At 51.0% G+C, this 15618-nt stretch carries 12 protein-coding genes; 6 read left to right on the forward strand and 6 right to left on the reverse strand.

Going from position 1 to position 15618, the window contains the following annotated elements:
- Positions 1-270 precede the first annotated feature (270 nt).
- The 6 genes from panC to dksA form a co-directional block, all read right to left on the reverse strand.
- A complete protein-coding gene (gene panC, locus V7P87_RS03415) occupies positions 271-1113 on the reverse strand; it encodes a pantoate--beta-alanine ligase (protein ID WP_333796173.1) in 843 nt (280 codons plus the stop codon).
- A gap of 42 nt (positions 1114-1155) precedes the next feature.
- The gene (panB, locus tag V7P87_RS03420) at positions 1156-1950 is read right to left on the reverse strand and encodes a 3-methyl-2-oxobutanoate hydroxymethyltransferase (protein WP_333796174.1); all 795 of its coding nucleotides are present in this window, start codon (positions 1948-1950) and stop codon (positions 1156-1158) included.
- A 126-nt stretch (positions 1951-2076) separates the two neighbouring features.
- On the reverse strand, positions 2077-2577 hold the full coding sequence (gene folK, locus V7P87_RS03425; protein ID WP_333796175.1) for a 2-amino-4-hydroxy-6-hydroxymethyldihydropteridine diphosphokinase: 501 nt from the start codon (positions 2575-2577) through the stop codon (positions 2077-2079).
- 6 nt (positions 2578-2583) lie between these two features.
- On the reverse strand, positions 2584-3924 hold the full coding sequence (gene pcnB, locus V7P87_RS03430) for a polynucleotide adenylyltransferase PcnB (RefSeq protein WP_442967926.1): 1341 nt from the start codon (positions 3922-3924) through the stop codon (positions 2584-2586).
- A gap of 403 nt (positions 3925-4327) precedes the next feature.
- On the reverse strand, positions 4328-5215 hold the full coding sequence (gene gluQRS / locus V7P87_RS03435; RefSeq protein ID WP_333796177.1) for a tRNA glutamyl-Q(34) synthetase GluQRS: 888 nt from the start codon (positions 5213-5215) through the stop codon (positions 4328-4330).
- 1 nt (position 5216) lies between these two features.
- Positions 5217-5666 (reverse strand): RNA polymerase-binding protein DksA, encoded by a 450-nt coding sequence (gene dksA / locus V7P87_RS03440; RefSeq protein WP_260656003.1) that lies wholly within the window; start codon positions 5664-5666, stop codon positions 5217-5219.
- Positions 5667-5965: 299 nt separating this feature from the next.
- Here dksA and V7P87_RS03445 point away from each other — a divergent pair, with 299 nt between their 5' ends.
- From V7P87_RS03445 to V7P87_RS03470, 6 genes are all read left to right on the forward strand, one after another.
- Positions 5966-6799 carry a sulfite exporter TauE/SafE family protein gene (locus V7P87_RS03445; protein ID WP_333796178.1) on the forward strand — a complete coding sequence of 278 codons (834 nt, stop codon included), beginning with the start codon at positions 5966-5968 and terminating at the stop codon, positions 6797-6799.
- Between the two features lie 196 nt (positions 6800-6995).
- Positions 6996-8294, forward strand: a complete 1299-nt coding sequence (gene pepB, locus V7P87_RS03450; RefSeq protein ID WP_333796179.1) for an aminopeptidase PepB — start codon at positions 6996-6998, stop codon at positions 8292-8294.
- Between the two features lie 56 nt (positions 8295-8350).
- Positions 8351-10813 (forward strand): ATP-dependent helicase HrpB, encoded by a 2463-nt coding sequence (hrpB, locus tag V7P87_RS03455; protein ID WP_333796180.1) that lies wholly within the window; start codon positions 8351-8353, stop codon positions 10811-10813.
- Between the two features lie 44 nt (positions 10814-10857).
- Positions 10858-13056, forward strand: a complete 2199-nt coding sequence (mrcB, locus tag V7P87_RS03460; RefSeq protein WP_333796181.1) for a penicillin-binding protein 1B — start codon at positions 10858-10860, stop codon at positions 13054-13056.
- A gap of 26 nt (positions 13057-13082) precedes the next feature.
- Positions 13083-15245, forward strand: a complete 2163-nt coding sequence (locus V7P87_RS03465; protein WP_333796182.1) for a winged helix-turn-helix domain-containing protein — start codon at positions 13083-13085, stop codon at positions 15243-15245.
- Positions 15246-15354: 109 nt separating this feature from the next.
- Entirely contained in the window at positions 15355-15537 is a 183-nt protein-coding gene (locus V7P87_RS03470; protein WP_333796183.1) for a hypothetical protein, read from the forward strand.
- Positions 15538-15618: the final 81 nt, after the last annotated feature.

Below are 15618 nucleotides of genomic sequence, written 5' to 3' on the forward strand. Positions count from 1 at the left end.
GTGACTGGCAACATTACACCACGATGGTCCGGCGAACCCGGTCATCGTCTGATTTCACTCGGGCTGACGCAGATTTTGGCCTGCAGGCCTTTGTAGTTATTTTTGCTTTATTTTTACACAATTTCGGCGAAATTGCGGCCGGCTATGATAACAAAATTTGTCACAGCTTCAACGATTGATTCATATTGCTTGTTGGTTTTTGCACTGTGTCAGTGCCGGCGATACAAGGCCAGACGCAGCAGCGGATGTACTGCGACGGCCCATCAGGGGTCAGACTTCGAGGTTATCAATCAGTCTGGTGTTGCCAAGATATGCAGCCAGCAAAATAACCAGCGGTTTGTCGTTGCTGCTGGCGAGCGTCAAAGTCTGACGCTCACAAATATGCAGATAGTCCGGGCGAAAGCCGGCCTGAGTTAAAGCCGCTGCAGCCTGTTGTTCCAGCAAACGAAAATCCTGATAACCCTGGGTAATTTGCTGTTGTAACCAGCGCAGCTGCTGATAAATCTGCGGGGCAACAGCACGTTGTTCAGCACTCAGGTAACCATTACGCGAGCTCAGCGCCAGACCGTCGGCCGCTCTTTCGGTATCAATGCCGATAATACGGATATCAAAAGATAAATCGGCGGTCATTTGCCGGATCACCGCCAGTTGCTGGTAGTCTTTTTTACCAAAAAGCGCGATATCGGGCTGCACCAGATTAAACAGTTTTGCCACTATGGTGGCGACACCGCGGAAATGGCCGGGACGACTGGCGCCACAATGCTGGTCGCCAATTTTGGGCACTTCGACTGCCGTTTGTGCGTCCAGCCCATGCGGGTACATCAGCTCAGGTGTTGGGGTAAACACTGCATCAGCACCATGGCTGATTAAACCGGCGCAATCGGCCTCTAAGGTGCGTGGATATTTGGCCAGATCTTCATTGGCACCAAATTGCATGGGATTGACAAAAATACTGACAATCACTTTGTCGGCACGGCTTTTGGCTTCATCCACCAGTTTAAAATGGCCCTGATGCAAATTGCCCATGGTAGGCACAAAAGCAACGGTTAAACCGGATTGGCGCCAGGCTTTGACGGTAGCTCTGAGCAGTGCGACTTCGCTGATAACTTGCATGGACTGACTCCGGAATAATGGCTGGTTGGGTACAACAATCACTCAGTTAAAACTGTGCTCAGGCCCGGGGAAAGCGCCTTGTTTCACATCTTCAATATATTTGCCGATGGCTCTTTTAATATCACCGGTTTCCTGCAGGAAGTTTTTCGAGAACTTCGGAATATAACCGCTGCTGATGCCCAGTAAGTCGTGCATCACTAAAATCTGGCCGTCGGTGTCTTTACCGGCACCAATGCCAATGACCGGGATCACCACAGCTTCGCTGATGCGTTTGGCCAGGGCAGACGGAATACACTCCACCACCAACAGCTGGGCACCGGCATTTTGTAAATCAATGGCTTGTTGCAAAATATGGTCAGCGGCTGCGCTGTCGCGGCCCTGTACTTTAAAACCACCAAACACATGCACCGACTGTGGAGTTAAGCCAATATGACCACAAACAGGCACGCCACGTTCGGTCAGGGCTTTAATGGTCGGTAATAAAAATTCACCGCCTTCCAGTTTCACCATATTGGCACCGGCCTGCATTAAAGGGATGGCATTGGCAAAAGCCTGCTCAGTAGTGGCGTAACTCATAAAAGGCATATCAGCAATAACAAAAGCCTGAGGTGCACCAGCGCGTACACAACGGGTGTGATAGGCAATTTCAGCTGTAGTGACCGGCAGAGTGTCGGCATGCCCTTGTAACACCATGCCAAGCGAGTCGCCGATCAGCAGCACTTCTACTCCGGCGTCGGCAAAAAGTTTGGCAAAACTGGCGTCATAAGCGGTCAGCGCGGTAATTTTCTCGCCTTGTTGCTTGAGTTTCAGCAATTGCGAGGTGGTGATTTTTGCCATGTAGTCCTCATCCGACCATTGGTTGAAAGCGCGCAAGATCGCATAACTTGAGCCCGACTGCAACTGACGCCGCATTTTGTGTTGATAGTGGCAACAAGCTGTTATCAGCCTTGCCCCGACAGCGCTTTATTGGGGGGCTGGCGCCAGCACCGTCAGGCCGTTCAGCGGTACTTTGGCCAATAAAGCCTGCAGACGGTCGCCATCAGGTAATACCAAGTCGGCGGCAATTTCAGCAAGCGGGTATAACACAAACTCACGGTTTTTCATGCCGTAATGCGGCACTGTCAGTCGTTCCGAGTTTATGGTCTGCGCACCAAACAGCAACATATCTAAATCCAGGGTGCGCGGCCCCCAGCGTTCATCTTTACGTTGCCGGCCTTGTTCCAGTTCGATTTTTTGTAAAGCATCCAATAACTGTAACGGGTTCAGGCTGGTACTTAAGGCTGCCACTGCATTGACATAATCCGGCTGATCCTGCGGCCCCATAGGTTTGGAACCATACAAAGAAGATACAGCCACCAGTTCAGTGGCGGGGATGTTTTTTAGCGCCGCCACAGCCTGCTGTAACTGCTGTAACGGCTCTGCCAGGTTGGCACCCAGGCCTATATAACACAACTTTTTGTCCATCGGGTGTTATTCCGTGTCCGGTGCTGCGGCAGGGCGACGGCGTGCTGGTGGTTTACGCCGGCGTTTGGGTTTGCTTTCAACCCCTTCTTTACCAAGACTTGTCACCAAAGCTTCGCGGCCTTGTTCATCGGCCTGCTGGAATCTTTGCCACCAGAGTGCCAGTTCGGTTAAAGCGCCACCTTCAGCGGCAGCTCTTTGTTGCAGAAAGTCAAAAGCACCGCGGAATTTGGGCAGCTCCAGCAGTTTAAAAGCACGGCGGCCCGCTCTTTTGTTCAGACGGGTCTGCAAAGACCAGATATCCCGAATGCTCATGCTAAAACGTTTTGGAATGGCAATAGTGCGCTGCACATCATCCAGCACTTCAGTCATGGCGATATTCAGTGCATCAATTTCATTGAGGCCACTTTCCACCAGCAAGGTTTGCATGCGACGCTCCACCGGATACCACAACAGTGCGGCATAAACAAAAGCCGGTGTAACAGGTTTATCCTGCGCCACCCGCTCGTCGGTGTTTTGTAAGGCATTGGCAATCAGGTTAAAGGCTTTGCTTTCACTGTCTTGTTTCAACACCTTGTGCAGCTGTGGTAACAGCTGTTTTAAAATGCCGCTGTCGCGCAGCAGCACAAAGTTGTCAAAAGCTTTGCCGGCCATAAAGAGTTTCAGGCTTTCGTCAAACAACCGTGCTGCCGGAATGTTTTTCAAAAGCACAGCCAGCTCAGCGATAGGGGCTGCTGTTGCTGGTGCTATCTCCATATTGAGCTTGGTGGCAAAACGCACGGCGCGCAGCATCCGCACTGGATCTTCGCGATAACGGGTTTCAGGGTCGCCAATCAGCTCAATACGACGGTTTTGGATGGCTTCGACGCCATTGGCAAAGTCGTAAATCGCAAAATCATTGACCGAATAATACAAAGCGTTGATGGTAAAATCACGACGCTCAGCGTCTTCTTCAATAGTGCCGTACACGTTGTCACGTAAAATCTGGCCGTGGTCACTGCGTACGCCTGTTGGCACTGTTTCTTCGTCGTCACCGCCGCTGTGATGACCCCGGAAAGTTGCCACTTCAATAATTTCGCGGCCAAACACCACATGCGCCAGCCGGAAACGGCGGCCTATCAGCCGGCAGTTTTTAAACACCTGCCGCACCTGTTCAGGATGGGCATTGGTGACTACATCAAAATCTTTGGGTTGCAGGCCCATCAGCAGATCGCGGATACAACCACCGACCAGATAAGCCTCATAACCAGCGTCATTGAGCCGGTACAATACCTTCAGTGCATTGGGGCTGATGTCTTTGCGTGATACCCCATGCTGGTCACGGCTTAACACTTTCAGCGGTGGTAACACGGCAGACTGATGCTGCGGGTTTAATTTGGGGCCTTTTTGTTTATTGCGTTCCGGCCTGGGTTTACGACGGGTTGCTTCGTCATGAAAACTTTTGGAGTGAGCACGCGGTTCAGCGCCTGAACCCGACTGGCGTTCTGCTTCTGCAGACTGGGTTTCCTGTTCGGTAACGGCCAGATTTTGAGTGGTTTTTCTGCCTAATTTACGACGGCAAAAATCAAGTACACGGGAAATAATGGTGGTTCTCCTATACACAGAAAGGGCAGCAAACGAAACTATGCCAGAGATGGCCGCTGCCAAGCGAAAAAAACGCCGTTATCTTACCGCAGACTGGCGAAAAAATGAATGAAATCGCCGGTCTTTGTGGTGTTGTTTGCTGCAAAAGCTTCAGGTTGTGGTACTTGAGTCAGCCGCTGATTTGTACTTCACGTTGTCTTGGCACCTGCGCCAGTTGCCAGTGTTGCAGAGCCCAGGCCAGCAGTTCAGCAACTGGCGCCTGTTGCAGCTCAGCCGGTGGTGTATGTCCAAGCAGGCTTAAAGCTGCACTCATGCTCTGGGCCAGTGGCAAAGTGCTGATATCTGTGGCGTGATTTTGTTTACTAAGTTTAAAACCTGCTGCTGTCACTGCGAGCGGCAAATGACCATACTGGGGTGGGCTATGGCCCAGCAGGGTACACAAAGCCTGTTGTCTGGTGGTCATCTCCAGCAAATCAGCGCCGCGGATCACCTGACCTATCTGCTGGTCAATATCATCCAGTACCACCACCAGCTGATAGGCAAAAAGGCCGTCGCGGCGTTTGATAATGTAATCTTCCTGGCAAATGCGGGCCGGCACCTGCACCTCACCAAACACCAGATCGCTAAACTGGTCTGGCACATGGCCAGGTTTTAGCCGCCAGGCTAAAGGTTCGGTGTGCAGATTTTTTTGCTGGCAATAACCGTCATAAACACCACCGAGGCTGGCAATACGGGCGCGGCTGCAGTTGCAACCATAAACCAGACCGCGCGCCTGCAGGGCATTAAAATGATGCTGATAAAAAGCCAGACGCTCTGTTTGATAAGTTTCGGTTTGATCCCACAGCAAGCCAAACTGTTCCAGCGTACGCATAATGCTGCTGTCAGCGCCTGGCTGGATTCTTGTGGTGTCGATGTCTTCAATGCGCAGCAGCCACTGGCCGCCCAGGGATTTGGCCTGCAAATAACTGCCAAGCGCGGCCACAAGGGAGCCAAAATGCAAAGGGCCGGATGGCGATGGCGCAAACCGGCCCCTGTAGCGGGCAACGTCGATGGTCATATTAACCGCCGAGTTGTTTTTCCTTGATCTCCGCCAGAGTTTTACAGTCGATACACATATCGGCAGTAGGGCGGGCTTCTAACCTTTTGATACCAATTTCAATACCGCAGGTATCACAATAACCGAAGTCGTCGTCTTCGATTTTCTGTAAGGTTTTTTCAATTTTTTTCAAAAGCTTACGTTCACGATCACGGGCACGCAGCTCTAAACTGAATTCTTCTTCCTGGGCAGCACGGTCAACCGGATCAGGGAAATTGGCAGCTTCGTCGGCCATATGGTTTTTGGTGCGGTCCACTTCTTCACGCAACTGTTGACGCCAGGCATCGAGAATTTTGCGGAAATGGTCCAGCTGCTTCGGGTTCATGTATTCTTCGCCCGGAGCTTCCTGATAAGGGGTGACGCCTGCTAAAGCTAACAATCCCAGTGCTTTATTAGTTTTGCCTTCTGGCATGGTAATCTCCTGTAAAACAGTGCCAAGCAAAAAGATGGCGGCTATAGATAGCAGAATAACAGCACCATCGCAATCACTATGAAAAAAGCCGGCGAAGTATACAGACAGAGTGTTGCTTCGTCACCTTAATTTAGGCGTTGCTCTTACCTGGTAAAAATGAACGTTACAATCTAGACCAGTTTTTCCACCTTGTGAATTAAATTATCAGCTTTTAAGCTGCCGTGGCCATGCGTTGCAACAACAGGCCGCTCTGCAACAACAGACTGTGTTGTGGTACCTGACTATAAAGGAAGAAGATGATGGAATTATGGTGGGTCTATTTATTATTGGGCGGCGCTGTTGGTTTTTTTGCCGGTCTGCTTGGGGTGGGCGGCGGTGGCATTATGGTGCCGGTACTGACCAGCATCTTTATCGCCACTGGGGTGGCGCCTGGTCAGCAGGTGCATCTGGCGCTTGCCACTTCGATGGCCGCTATTATTGTCACTTCTTTTGCCAGCGCCCGCAGTCATCACCGCCATCAGGCTGTGCTTTGGCCTGTGGTATGGAGGATGAGCCCGGGTATTGTCGCAGGCACTTTGCTGGCGGCTATGTTGGCGGCTTTATTGTCCTCTTATTATCTGGCGCTGTTTTTCTGCATTTTTATGTTTTATGTCGCGCTGCAGCTGCTGCTGAATATCAAGCCCAAAGCCAGCCGTACCTTGCCAGGTACCGCTGCGCTTGTGGGGACGGGCTTTGGCATTGGCGGTATTTCGGCGCTGGTGGCCATCGGCGGTGGCTCACTGACGGTGCCGTTTTTAACCTGGTGTAATGTCAAAATGCAGCAGGCCATTGGCACTTCAGCGGCTTTGGGCTTGCCAATTGCCATCAGTGGCACCCTGGGGTATGCGCTCAGCGGCTGGTTAAGCAGCACCGGGCATGCTTCAGCGTCTGATGCTGTATTGCCCTGGGGTTGTATCGGTTATGTTTATCTGCCGGCTGTACTGCTGATTTCAGTGGTGAGTGCTGTGACAGCGCCGCTGGGTGTGCAGCTGGCGCAGCGTTTGCCGGTCAGTACCCTTAAAAAGATTTTTGCGTTATTGCTGGTGAGCTTAAGTGCCAAAATGCTGCACTCTGTGCTGACTGCTGCTGTTTAAGTTTTTTATGATGGATGCGCTGTACCTTTTTATCGCAGCTATTGTTTATTTGGTCGAAAAGCCTGTAATAGCAAGCCTTTAGTAGGCCTTGCTGCAGCCATTCACGGCAGCACAGCGCTTTGGGCAGGGCTGTAAAGTGTAAAAGCTGCTGTGGTACACTCCGGCCCTCTTTTCTTGCTTTTACTGCGGAATTTATATGACTCAACTGTTGCAAATTACCCTGACCAGCACTGCTGCCGACGAACGTTTTGGTAAAAATCCTGCGCTGACGCCAACAGCGGAAGGTTATCAAATTCATCAGAGCGCCACTGATGAGCTGCGTGCTATTCAAAAAGCCGGCCGTACCTTAGATGGTCTGGGCTTGCAGCAGGTGCAGCTGGCCGGTGAAGGCTGGAGCATCGACAAACAGTGGGCCTTTTATCAGGGTTTTTGTTCTGCAAAAAAACTGGGTGGTGTCAGCTGGGCCGGTACTGCGCAGGAAGTAAACCAACTGGTGCAGTTACAACAATGTTTTGCCTGGGCGAAAAAACAAATTAACCAGACGCCGGAAGATTTATCCCCCCAAACTTTATGTGCTGAAGCCGCACTCTTTCTGGAAGCTGTGGCACCACGCGGCAGTATCAGTTACCGCACTTTAGTCGGTGACGAATTATTAGCTGAAGGCTGGATTGGCATCCATGCGGTAGGCCGTGGCAGTGACAGGGCGCCTGCCATGCTGGTGCTGGACTTTAACCCGACCGGCCATGCTGATGCGCCTGTAGCAGCAGCCCTGGTGGGGAAAGGTATTACTTTTGACAGTGGTGGTTATTCCATTAAGGCCTCTGAAGGCATGTTAACAATGAAATGTGACATGGGCGGCGCTGCTACTGTGACCGCAGCTTTAGCACTGGCGATTATGCAGGGGTTGCAAAAACGGGTGCAGCTGGTGTTGTGCTGCGCCGAAAACCTGATCAACGGCCGTGCTTATAAGCTGGGTGACATTTTAAAATATAAAAACGGCGTGACAGTGGAAGTGGTCAACACTGACGCTGAAGGCCGCCTGGTGTTGGCGGATGGCCTGATGTGTGCCGCCGCTTCCGGTGCGCCTTTAGTCATTGACGCTGCCACTTTAACAGGTGCCGCTATGATGGCGGTGGGCACTGAATATAACGCCTTGTTTGCGCTGGATAAAGCATTACAAAACCGCGTATTGGGTTATGCCGAGCAGGTGTCTGAGCCAGCCTGGCCGTTACCGCTCGAGCGCTGGCATCAGCAACAATGTCCGTCCCCTTATGCCGACACCGCCAATAGCAGGCCGGTCAAAGGCGGCGGCACAGGTGGCGCCAGCAATGCGGCGGGCTTTTTAAGCCGTTTTGTCGCCAATGATGGCAAAGGCTGGTTACATATTGATCTGGCGGCCGCTTTTCATAATACCGCTAATGGTTTCTGGGGCGCAGGTGCCACCGGCACCGGCATTCGTTTAGTGGCGCACACCTTATTGGCGGAAACGGCCTGATGGACAAGGCCGGCAGTCCACACAGGCAACCGGCCGGTTTTTTGTAGGATGATGTTGTGACTTTACCTGTTGCTGAGATTTGCGCAGCGCTGAGCGCCAGCCTTCAACAGCACAATAGAGTGTTATTAACGGCGCCGCCTGGCGCCGGTAAATCCACCTATCTGCCGCTTTATTTACTGCAACACCCCGATTTTTCTGGCAAAAATATCATCATGCTTGAGCCGCGGCGGCTGGCGGCTAAAAATATTGCCTGTTATCTGGCCACTCAGCTTGGTGAAAATCCTGGCCAGACTGTCGGTTATCAAATCAAGGGTGAACAGCAGCGCAGTGCACAAACCCGGTTATTGATAGTGACCGAAGGGGTGCTGGTGCGCAAAATTCAGCAAGACCCAGAGCTTTCCGCTGTAGATTTATTGATTTTTGACGAATTTCACGAACGTTCGTTACAGGCCGATTTAGCATTGGCACTTAGCCTTGAAGTGCAGCAGCTGAACGAACAGCTAAAAATACTGGTGATGTCGGCCACCCTGGCTGGCGCTGAATTGTCAGACAAACTGCAGGCGCCGCTGTTGCAAAGTGAAGGCCGCAGTTTCCCGGTGGACATCCGTTATCAAAGTCCGACTCAGGAAGAGTTATGGCTGCAGGCCGCCCGTTTGTCGCGCCAGTTATTGTCAGAGCATGCCGGCAGTCAGCTGGTGTTTTTACCTGGTCAGCGTGAGATAGAACGCGCCCGCGATTATTTAACCTCAGCTGATTTACCCGCTGATGTGGATGTATTTGCGCTCCTTGGCAGTTTAACTCTGGCCGGGCAGCAACAGGCCATAGCGCCGTCGCCTGCAGGACGGCGTAAAATAGTGCTGGCCACCAATGTGGCTGAAACCAGTTTAACCATTGATGGCATCACGCTGGTGATCGACAGTGGTGTAGCCCGCCAGGCGGTGTATCAACCCAGGCTTGGTTTTAGCAAACTGGACACTGTGCAAATCAGTCAGGCGTCTGCAGTGCAGCGTGCTGGCCGTGCCGGCCGGTTAGCGCCTGGTTTTTGTTATCGCTTAGACACGCCGGAAAAATGGACCAGGCGCAGCGCCTTTACCACGCCCGATATTTTACAAGCCGATTTAATTGGTCTGCGCTTGGAAATCGCCGGCTGGGGCGCCAAAGTTGAAGACTTATTCTGGCTGGATACGCCCCCTAAAGCCCAGTTGGCTGCCGCTGAACAATGTTTGCAGTGGCTGGGCGCGCTGGATGCTGAGCTGCAACTGACGGCCCATGGCCGCGCTATGTTAAAACTTGGCACTGAGCCCAGGCTGGCGTCGATGTTATTACACAGCAAAAATTTAGCGGCGCAGGGTTATCCGGCAGCGCCTGCTTTGGCGGCATTGCTCGCTGCAATGCTTGAAGACAATAAACGTGTGGCAACAACCAATCTGGTGGCCAGGCTTCAACAGTTGTCGGGCGCGCAGTTGCAGCAAGCCAGAACTTTGTTGCAACAACTGGGCTGTGATGCTGCGTTATTACAACAAAATCTGCCGGAACAATTGTCCGGGGTGCTGCTGAGTTTTGCCTATCCTGACCGGATAGCGCTGCTGCGGGGCCAGGGGTATTTATTGGCCAACGGCACAGGTGCTCAGTTAAACGCCGATGATGAGTTGTTGCACAGTCCCTGTCTGGTGGTGGCCGATTTACGTGTATTGGGAAAAGATGCACTGATCAGTGCTGCCGCCGTGTTATCCGTGGATGATTTACAACAATACTGGCAACAACAGCTGGTCACAGAACGGCATTTTGCTTTTGATGAACAAAACGGCCGTTTTATTGCCGAGCAGCGGCTTCGCTTTGGTGCTTTGGTGCTGAAAAAACAAAACCTCGGTGCAAGTCTCAGTAGCGATGATAAAAGTCAGGCCTGGCTGCACTGGCTTGGGAAAAAAGGGTTGGCGGTGCTGAACTGGACAGAAGCCGCACTGAACTTAAAACACCGGCTGCAGCTGGCAGCGCGACTGGAGCCGGACGCCGGCTGGCCTGATTGTTCTGACGCCGCTTTATTGTGTAACACCCACAGCTGGCTGGCGCCTTATCTTGGTGAGATCAATAACTTAGCTGCGCTGCAAAAACTCGATGTCCGCCAGTTATTGTGGCAGTCGTTAAGTTACAGCCAGCAGCAACAGCTGAATAATTTGCTGCCAGCCAGCTGGCGTTCAGTGTTGGGCACCGATATTACGCTGTTGTACAGCGCTGATGCTGACAAAGCGCATGGCGTCAGTATGGCGATACGGTTGCAGGAAATGTTTGGTCAATCCGACACACCCACAGTGGCCCATGGTGCTATTGCCGTGACTATCACTTTGTTATCACCGTCGCGCCAGCCATTGCAGCTAACACGCGATTTAGCCAGTTTCTGGCAAAACGCTTATCAGGATGTCAAAAAAGAAATGCGCGGGCGTTACCCTAAACATTTCTGGCCCGACAATCCGCTTGAAGCGATGCCAACCAATAAAACGAAAAAAGCGATGCAAAAATGACCGCAAAAAAAAGCCGGAGCAAAAAGTCCAAACCGCTGAATCCAATGGTAAAAACCATTGGCTGGTTCTGCCTGAAGGCTGCGTTGGTGCTGGTGCTGACGTTATTTATTTATCTGATTTATCTCGACAGTAAAATTACCACCTTGTTTTCCGGCCAAAAATGGCAAATTCCGGCGCAGTTATACGCCAGAGCCCTGACGCTCAAAGCCGGCACTCATTTGTCACAAAGCCAGTTGCTGGATGAGTTAAAACGACTGCAATACAGCCTGGACCCCAGATTAAATGGGCCGGGTCAGTATCTGGTGCAGGGCAACACAGTGTCGGTATATCGCCGCGCTTTTGATTTCCCAACAGGTCATCAGGTGGCGACTTTGCTGCACATTGGTTTTGCCGGTGAATTTGTGCAAAGCCTGAGCACGGGCCAAGAGCGCAAGGCGCTGGCAGTGGCGCAGCTTGAACCTCAGTTGTTACAACATCTGGTGGCGGCAGAGCAGGAAGATCGTGAGCTGATTCAGCTGGCAAAAGTGCCACGCACCATCAAAGACACCCTGTTGCTGGTGGAGGACCGTGATTTTTACAGCCATCACGGTGTGTCGCTGTGGTCAGTGATCCGTGCGGCCTGGGCCAATATGCTGGCGGGCAAAACAGTGCAGGGCGGGTCGACCCTGACACAGCAGCTGGCAAAAAATATGTATACCAATCAGCAACGTAGCTATCTGCGAAAAATTAACGAAGCGCTGATCGCACTGGTGCTGGATTACCGCTACAGCAAAGACCAGATTTTAGAGGCTTATATCAATGAAATATCGTTGGGGCATTTTAAAGCCAACCCTGTGCATGGCCTGGGCCTTGGCAGTAAGTTGTATTTTGGCAAACCGCTGGCGGAACTAAAACCCCATGAATATGCGTTGTTGATTGGCATTATCAAAGGGCCGTCTTTTTATGATCCACGCCGTTTCCCGCAAAGGGCCGAAGACAGACGTGATTTGATCCTTGGCATGATGCGCGACCATGGTTTACTGGATGAAAGTCAGTGGCGCGCTGCAACAGACCGGCCACTGGACGTGATACCGCTAGGTGAGCATCTTAAAGGCCGTTTTCCGGCTTATATCGACAAAGTGCGGCAAGAGCTGCGCGCCATAGTGCAGGATAAATCACAACTGGAAAACGGCATCCGGGTGTTCACTTACTTGGATCCGATGGCGCAGCAGGCGGCCGAGCAAGCAGTGCTGAATCGTCTGGCGAAGCTCGATAAAGATATTGAAGCCGCTATGGTGGTCACCGACTATCAGCAGGGTGCATTGAAAGCAATAGTGGGTGGCCGTAATACCAGTTTTGCCGGTTACAACAGGGCGATTTCGGCGCAAAGGCAAATTGGTAGCATTATTAAACCCGTGGTGTACCTGACCGCCTTAATGCAGCCGACGCGCTTTCATCTGGGCACAGTGCTTGCCGACACGCCGTTGAATTTAAAAAGTGGCGGCCGCAACTGGCAGCCCATGAATTATGACAAAAAATTCCGCGGCAATGTGCCGCTTATTCAGGCGCTTAGTGAGTCTTTGAATATTCCAACGGTGCGGCTTGGTTTGCAGCTCGGTTTACCGGCACTTGCGCAGAGCCTGCAAAAACTTGGGCTACAACGAGAGGTGAAGTTGCAGCCATCGTCTTTGTTAGGCGCAGTGGAAATGAGTCCGCTGGAAGTGGCGCAGTTGTATCAGACCATTGCCAACAAAGGGCAATATCTGGAGCTGGCGGCTATTTCTGCCGTGACCGGCCAATTAGGTGAGCCTGTGTATCAGCGCAAAGTAAAAGCGCAACACAAAGTTGACGCTTCGGCCAGTTATTTATTGCAATATGCAATGCAACAAGCCACCCAAAGCGGCACTGCGCAGTCTTTGTCACAACAATTTCCGCGTCAGCGTTTTGCCGGTAAAACCGGCACCTCCAGCGATTACCGCGACAGCTGGTTTACCGGTTTTGACCATGAAACCGGTGTGACTGTCTGGCTGGGGCGTGACGACAATAAAGAGATTGGCCTGACTGGCGGCAGTGGTGCTTTGCCGGTGTTTTCACATTATTTTCAACAGCTTGGTGCAAACTCATTGTTCCGTGGTGTACCAGAGAATGTGACGAAACAATTTATTAGCAAAGACAGCGGTCGTTTTGTTGCAGAATCTTGCGTTAACGTATTGTTATTACCTGTAATTTGGGGTGAAATGCCAGTACAGCCCTATTGTGATTAATTTGTTATCAGCGATATGAGTAGGCTATGTCATCCAAACCAGAACAACATCTAAAAGTCGGTGATTGGTGGTACCTGCCACAACAGGATAAGTTAGTGAAGTTCAGTGCAGCTGGTGAAATTACTGCCACCGCTGATCTGGATAACCTATGCCAAAAAGCGGTTAACTATTTTATTGTCAATGCCGGGCGTTTAATTACCCGCGATGAAATACTGGCAGATGTCTGGGGTGTCAGAGATGTGTCAGATGGCCGTATTTCCCGTGTGATCCGGGTGCTGCGTGTTGCGCTGGGGGATGATAGCCGCGAGCCCACTTATATCGAAACTATTCCAAAAAGGGGGTTTCGTTTTATTGCGCCTGTGGCTGAGGTGATGCTGGCACAAGGTGCGGAATTTGTTGCTACCCAGCCGGAGTTAAAGTCACCACAGGTAAAGCAGCAGATGATGGCAGCTAAGCCTCGTCCAACTTTGTTAAGAAACCTTGGGCTGATTAGCCTGGCCGGTTGTGCTTTGTTATACCTGGGCTGGCGTTATCTGTATTTGCCCATGCAGGACAATAACATCAAACCTTTTGCCCGCTTTGACCCTATTTCCAGCATGATTGGTCTGGAATATAACGCTGCGGTTAGTCCTGATGGCCAGTACATCGTTTACAACCATCTGCTGCCTGATTATGAAACGGTCGAGTTGGTGCTGCAGAATCTGCAAAACTTCGAGACCCGTGTGCTGCTTAGCGGCAAAGATTTATTGTCAGGCCCCACCTGGAGCCCGGATGGGCAACAAATTGCGTATCAAAAAAAGGTCGGCAAAGTGCAGTGTGAAATCCGCCGAATCACGCTGGATAATGAAAAAACCAGGCTGCTGAATGACGAGTTGTTGACGACCTGCGGTGCCAAAAGTTTGGGAGGACGATTAAGCTGGTCTCCGGACGGCGCTTATCTGGTCTATCCGCATACGCCGGACGGGCTGCAGCATTCAGTCTTGATGTTATATCCATTTACCGGGGGCAAGCAGGAACAGTTGACCACACCACCACAAACCAGCCAGGGTGATTTTGCCGTGCGGTTTTCAAAAAAAGGTGATCAACTGGCATTTATCCGTGATGACGGTGGTTCTGCCGGTCAGATCTGGCTGATGGATTTAACCAGTCGTTCCAGCCGCTTATTGTTACAGCTCAGCGGCAGCTACCCGATGAATATCGATTGGTACGACAATGACAGCAAAATTATTTATCCAACCAGCAGTGCGACTATGTCTGTGGTAGATGTGAACACAGGCCAAGGCGAGGTCTTGTTTAATACCTTTGATACCGTAGCCGATACCCTTGTCAGTCGCCAAGACCGGATTTACTCGACTGTAGGGCAATACCGTAAAACTAATATTCTGAAAGTGGACAACCCGTTATTTCATCCGACGCCCGCCACTGAACAGGTTTTCCAGTCCAGCCGCAGCGAAAATATTGCGGAAATGAATCCGGTGGAAGGCGGCCCGGCGGCAGTGCTGACCAGTCGCTCCGGCTTACCGCAGATTTGGTTGTATTATCCGGATGGCCGGCAACAACAGATCAGTAATTTCAGTGAAAGTATTATTTCTAAAAGTATGGAGTTTTCACCCGATGGCAGTCATTTGCTGGCCAGTATCGGTAACGCCGTCTGGTTGTTTAAAGAAGGTGAACCCCCGAAAAAAGTCAGTAAAGCGGAGCAAAGCGCCCGAGAGCCGGGTTGGAGCCACGACGGCAAATTTATTTATTTTTCCAGCAGCAATAATGGCCGTTGGCAAATAATGAAAGTAAATATCAATACGCTGCAGCAGGAACTGTTCAGTACAGAGTTGGATTATTTTAAAGAAAGCCCGGATGGGCATTATCAGGTTGGTCGCCGTATTAGTGATGGTGGTTATCAGTTAAAACGACAAGATGGCACAGTGGTCGATTTGCCGGTTGAATCTTCCGGTTTTGCGCCGCCGCAAATGATTTTGCGTTCGCAGTATCTGTATTTTAGTCGGCGAATTCATGAGAACAAAACCCGGATCCATGCTTATGATCTGCAAACAGGCGCAGTGCATGATTTAAAACTGGAGATGAATTTTTCACTAAAAAGATTTTCGGTCAGTATCAATGAAAAATATGTGTATTCGTTGCAAGGCACACCCGGCGATATGGATATAGTGGAAGTCAAAATACCTGAATAAAAACGCCGGTGTGATTTTTATCATGCTTTTGTTGGTTTTTCGTCAGGTATAACAGTGTGTTGTGGCTATTAATGGTTCTGCTCGTTATTACACCAACAAGGAGAACACCATGAACAAATTTGTATTAGCTTTAGCCCTTTGCACTATGACTAGTTTTACCCCAGCAGTGGTTGCGGTTAGCCCGCAAGACCCAGAAGTTCCGGCAGAACAAAACAAAGCGCCAAAACCAACACCGCAGGCAGAAGCTGACTGTGAGTGGGTAGTTCCTCACTGTGATTCTGTTGAGAACTAGTAAGCTCTTTGGTTAAAGGTAAATCAAATCAGTGCTTTAAATGAAAAGTTAGAATCACTGGTTACAAAAACCTTCTCTTAA

Source organism: Rheinheimera sp. (assembly GCF_036782235.1).
In the GTDB taxonomy this organism is placed as follows: Bacteria; Pseudomonadota; Gammaproteobacteria; order Enterobacterales; family Alteromonadaceae; genus Pararheinheimera.

Coding starts and splice junctions, on each gene's coding strand:
- folK (WP_333796175.1), bottom strand. CDS start 2,577: ATGGACAAAAAGTTGTGTTATATAGGCCTGGGTGCCAACCTGGCAGAG.
- V7P87_RS03465 (WP_333796182.1), top strand. CDS start 13,083: ATGTCATCCAAACCAGAACAACATCTAAAAGTCGGTGATTGGTGGTAC.
- mrcB (WP_333796181.1), top strand. CDS start 10,858: ATGGTAAAAACCATTGGCTGGTTCTGCCTGAAGGCTGCGTTGGTGCTG.
- pepB (WP_333796179.1), top strand. CDS start 6,996: ATGACTCAACTGTTGCAAATTACCCTGACCAGCACTGCTGCCGACGAA.
- panB (WP_333796174.1), bottom strand. CDS start 1,950: ATGGCAAAAATCACCACCTCGCAATTGCTGAAACTCAAGCAACAAGGC.
- V7P87_RS03470 (WP_333796183.1), top strand. CDS start 15,355: ATGAACAAATTTGTATTAGCTTTAGCCCTTTGCACTATGACTAGTTTT.
- gluQRS (WP_333796177.1), bottom strand. CDS start 5,215: ATGACCATCGACGTTGCCCGCTACAGGGGCCGGTTTGCGCCATCGCCA.
- V7P87_RS03445 (WP_333796178.1), top strand. CDS start 5,966: ATGGAATTATGGTGGGTCTATTTATTATTGGGCGGCGCTGTTGGTTTT.
- dksA (WP_260656003.1), bottom strand. CDS start 5,666: ATGCCAGAAGGCAAAACTAATAAAGCACTGGGATTGTTAGCTTTAGCA.
- panC (WP_333796173.1), bottom strand. CDS start 1,113: ATGCAAGTTATCAGCGAAGTCGCACTGCTCAGAGCTACCGTCAAAGCC.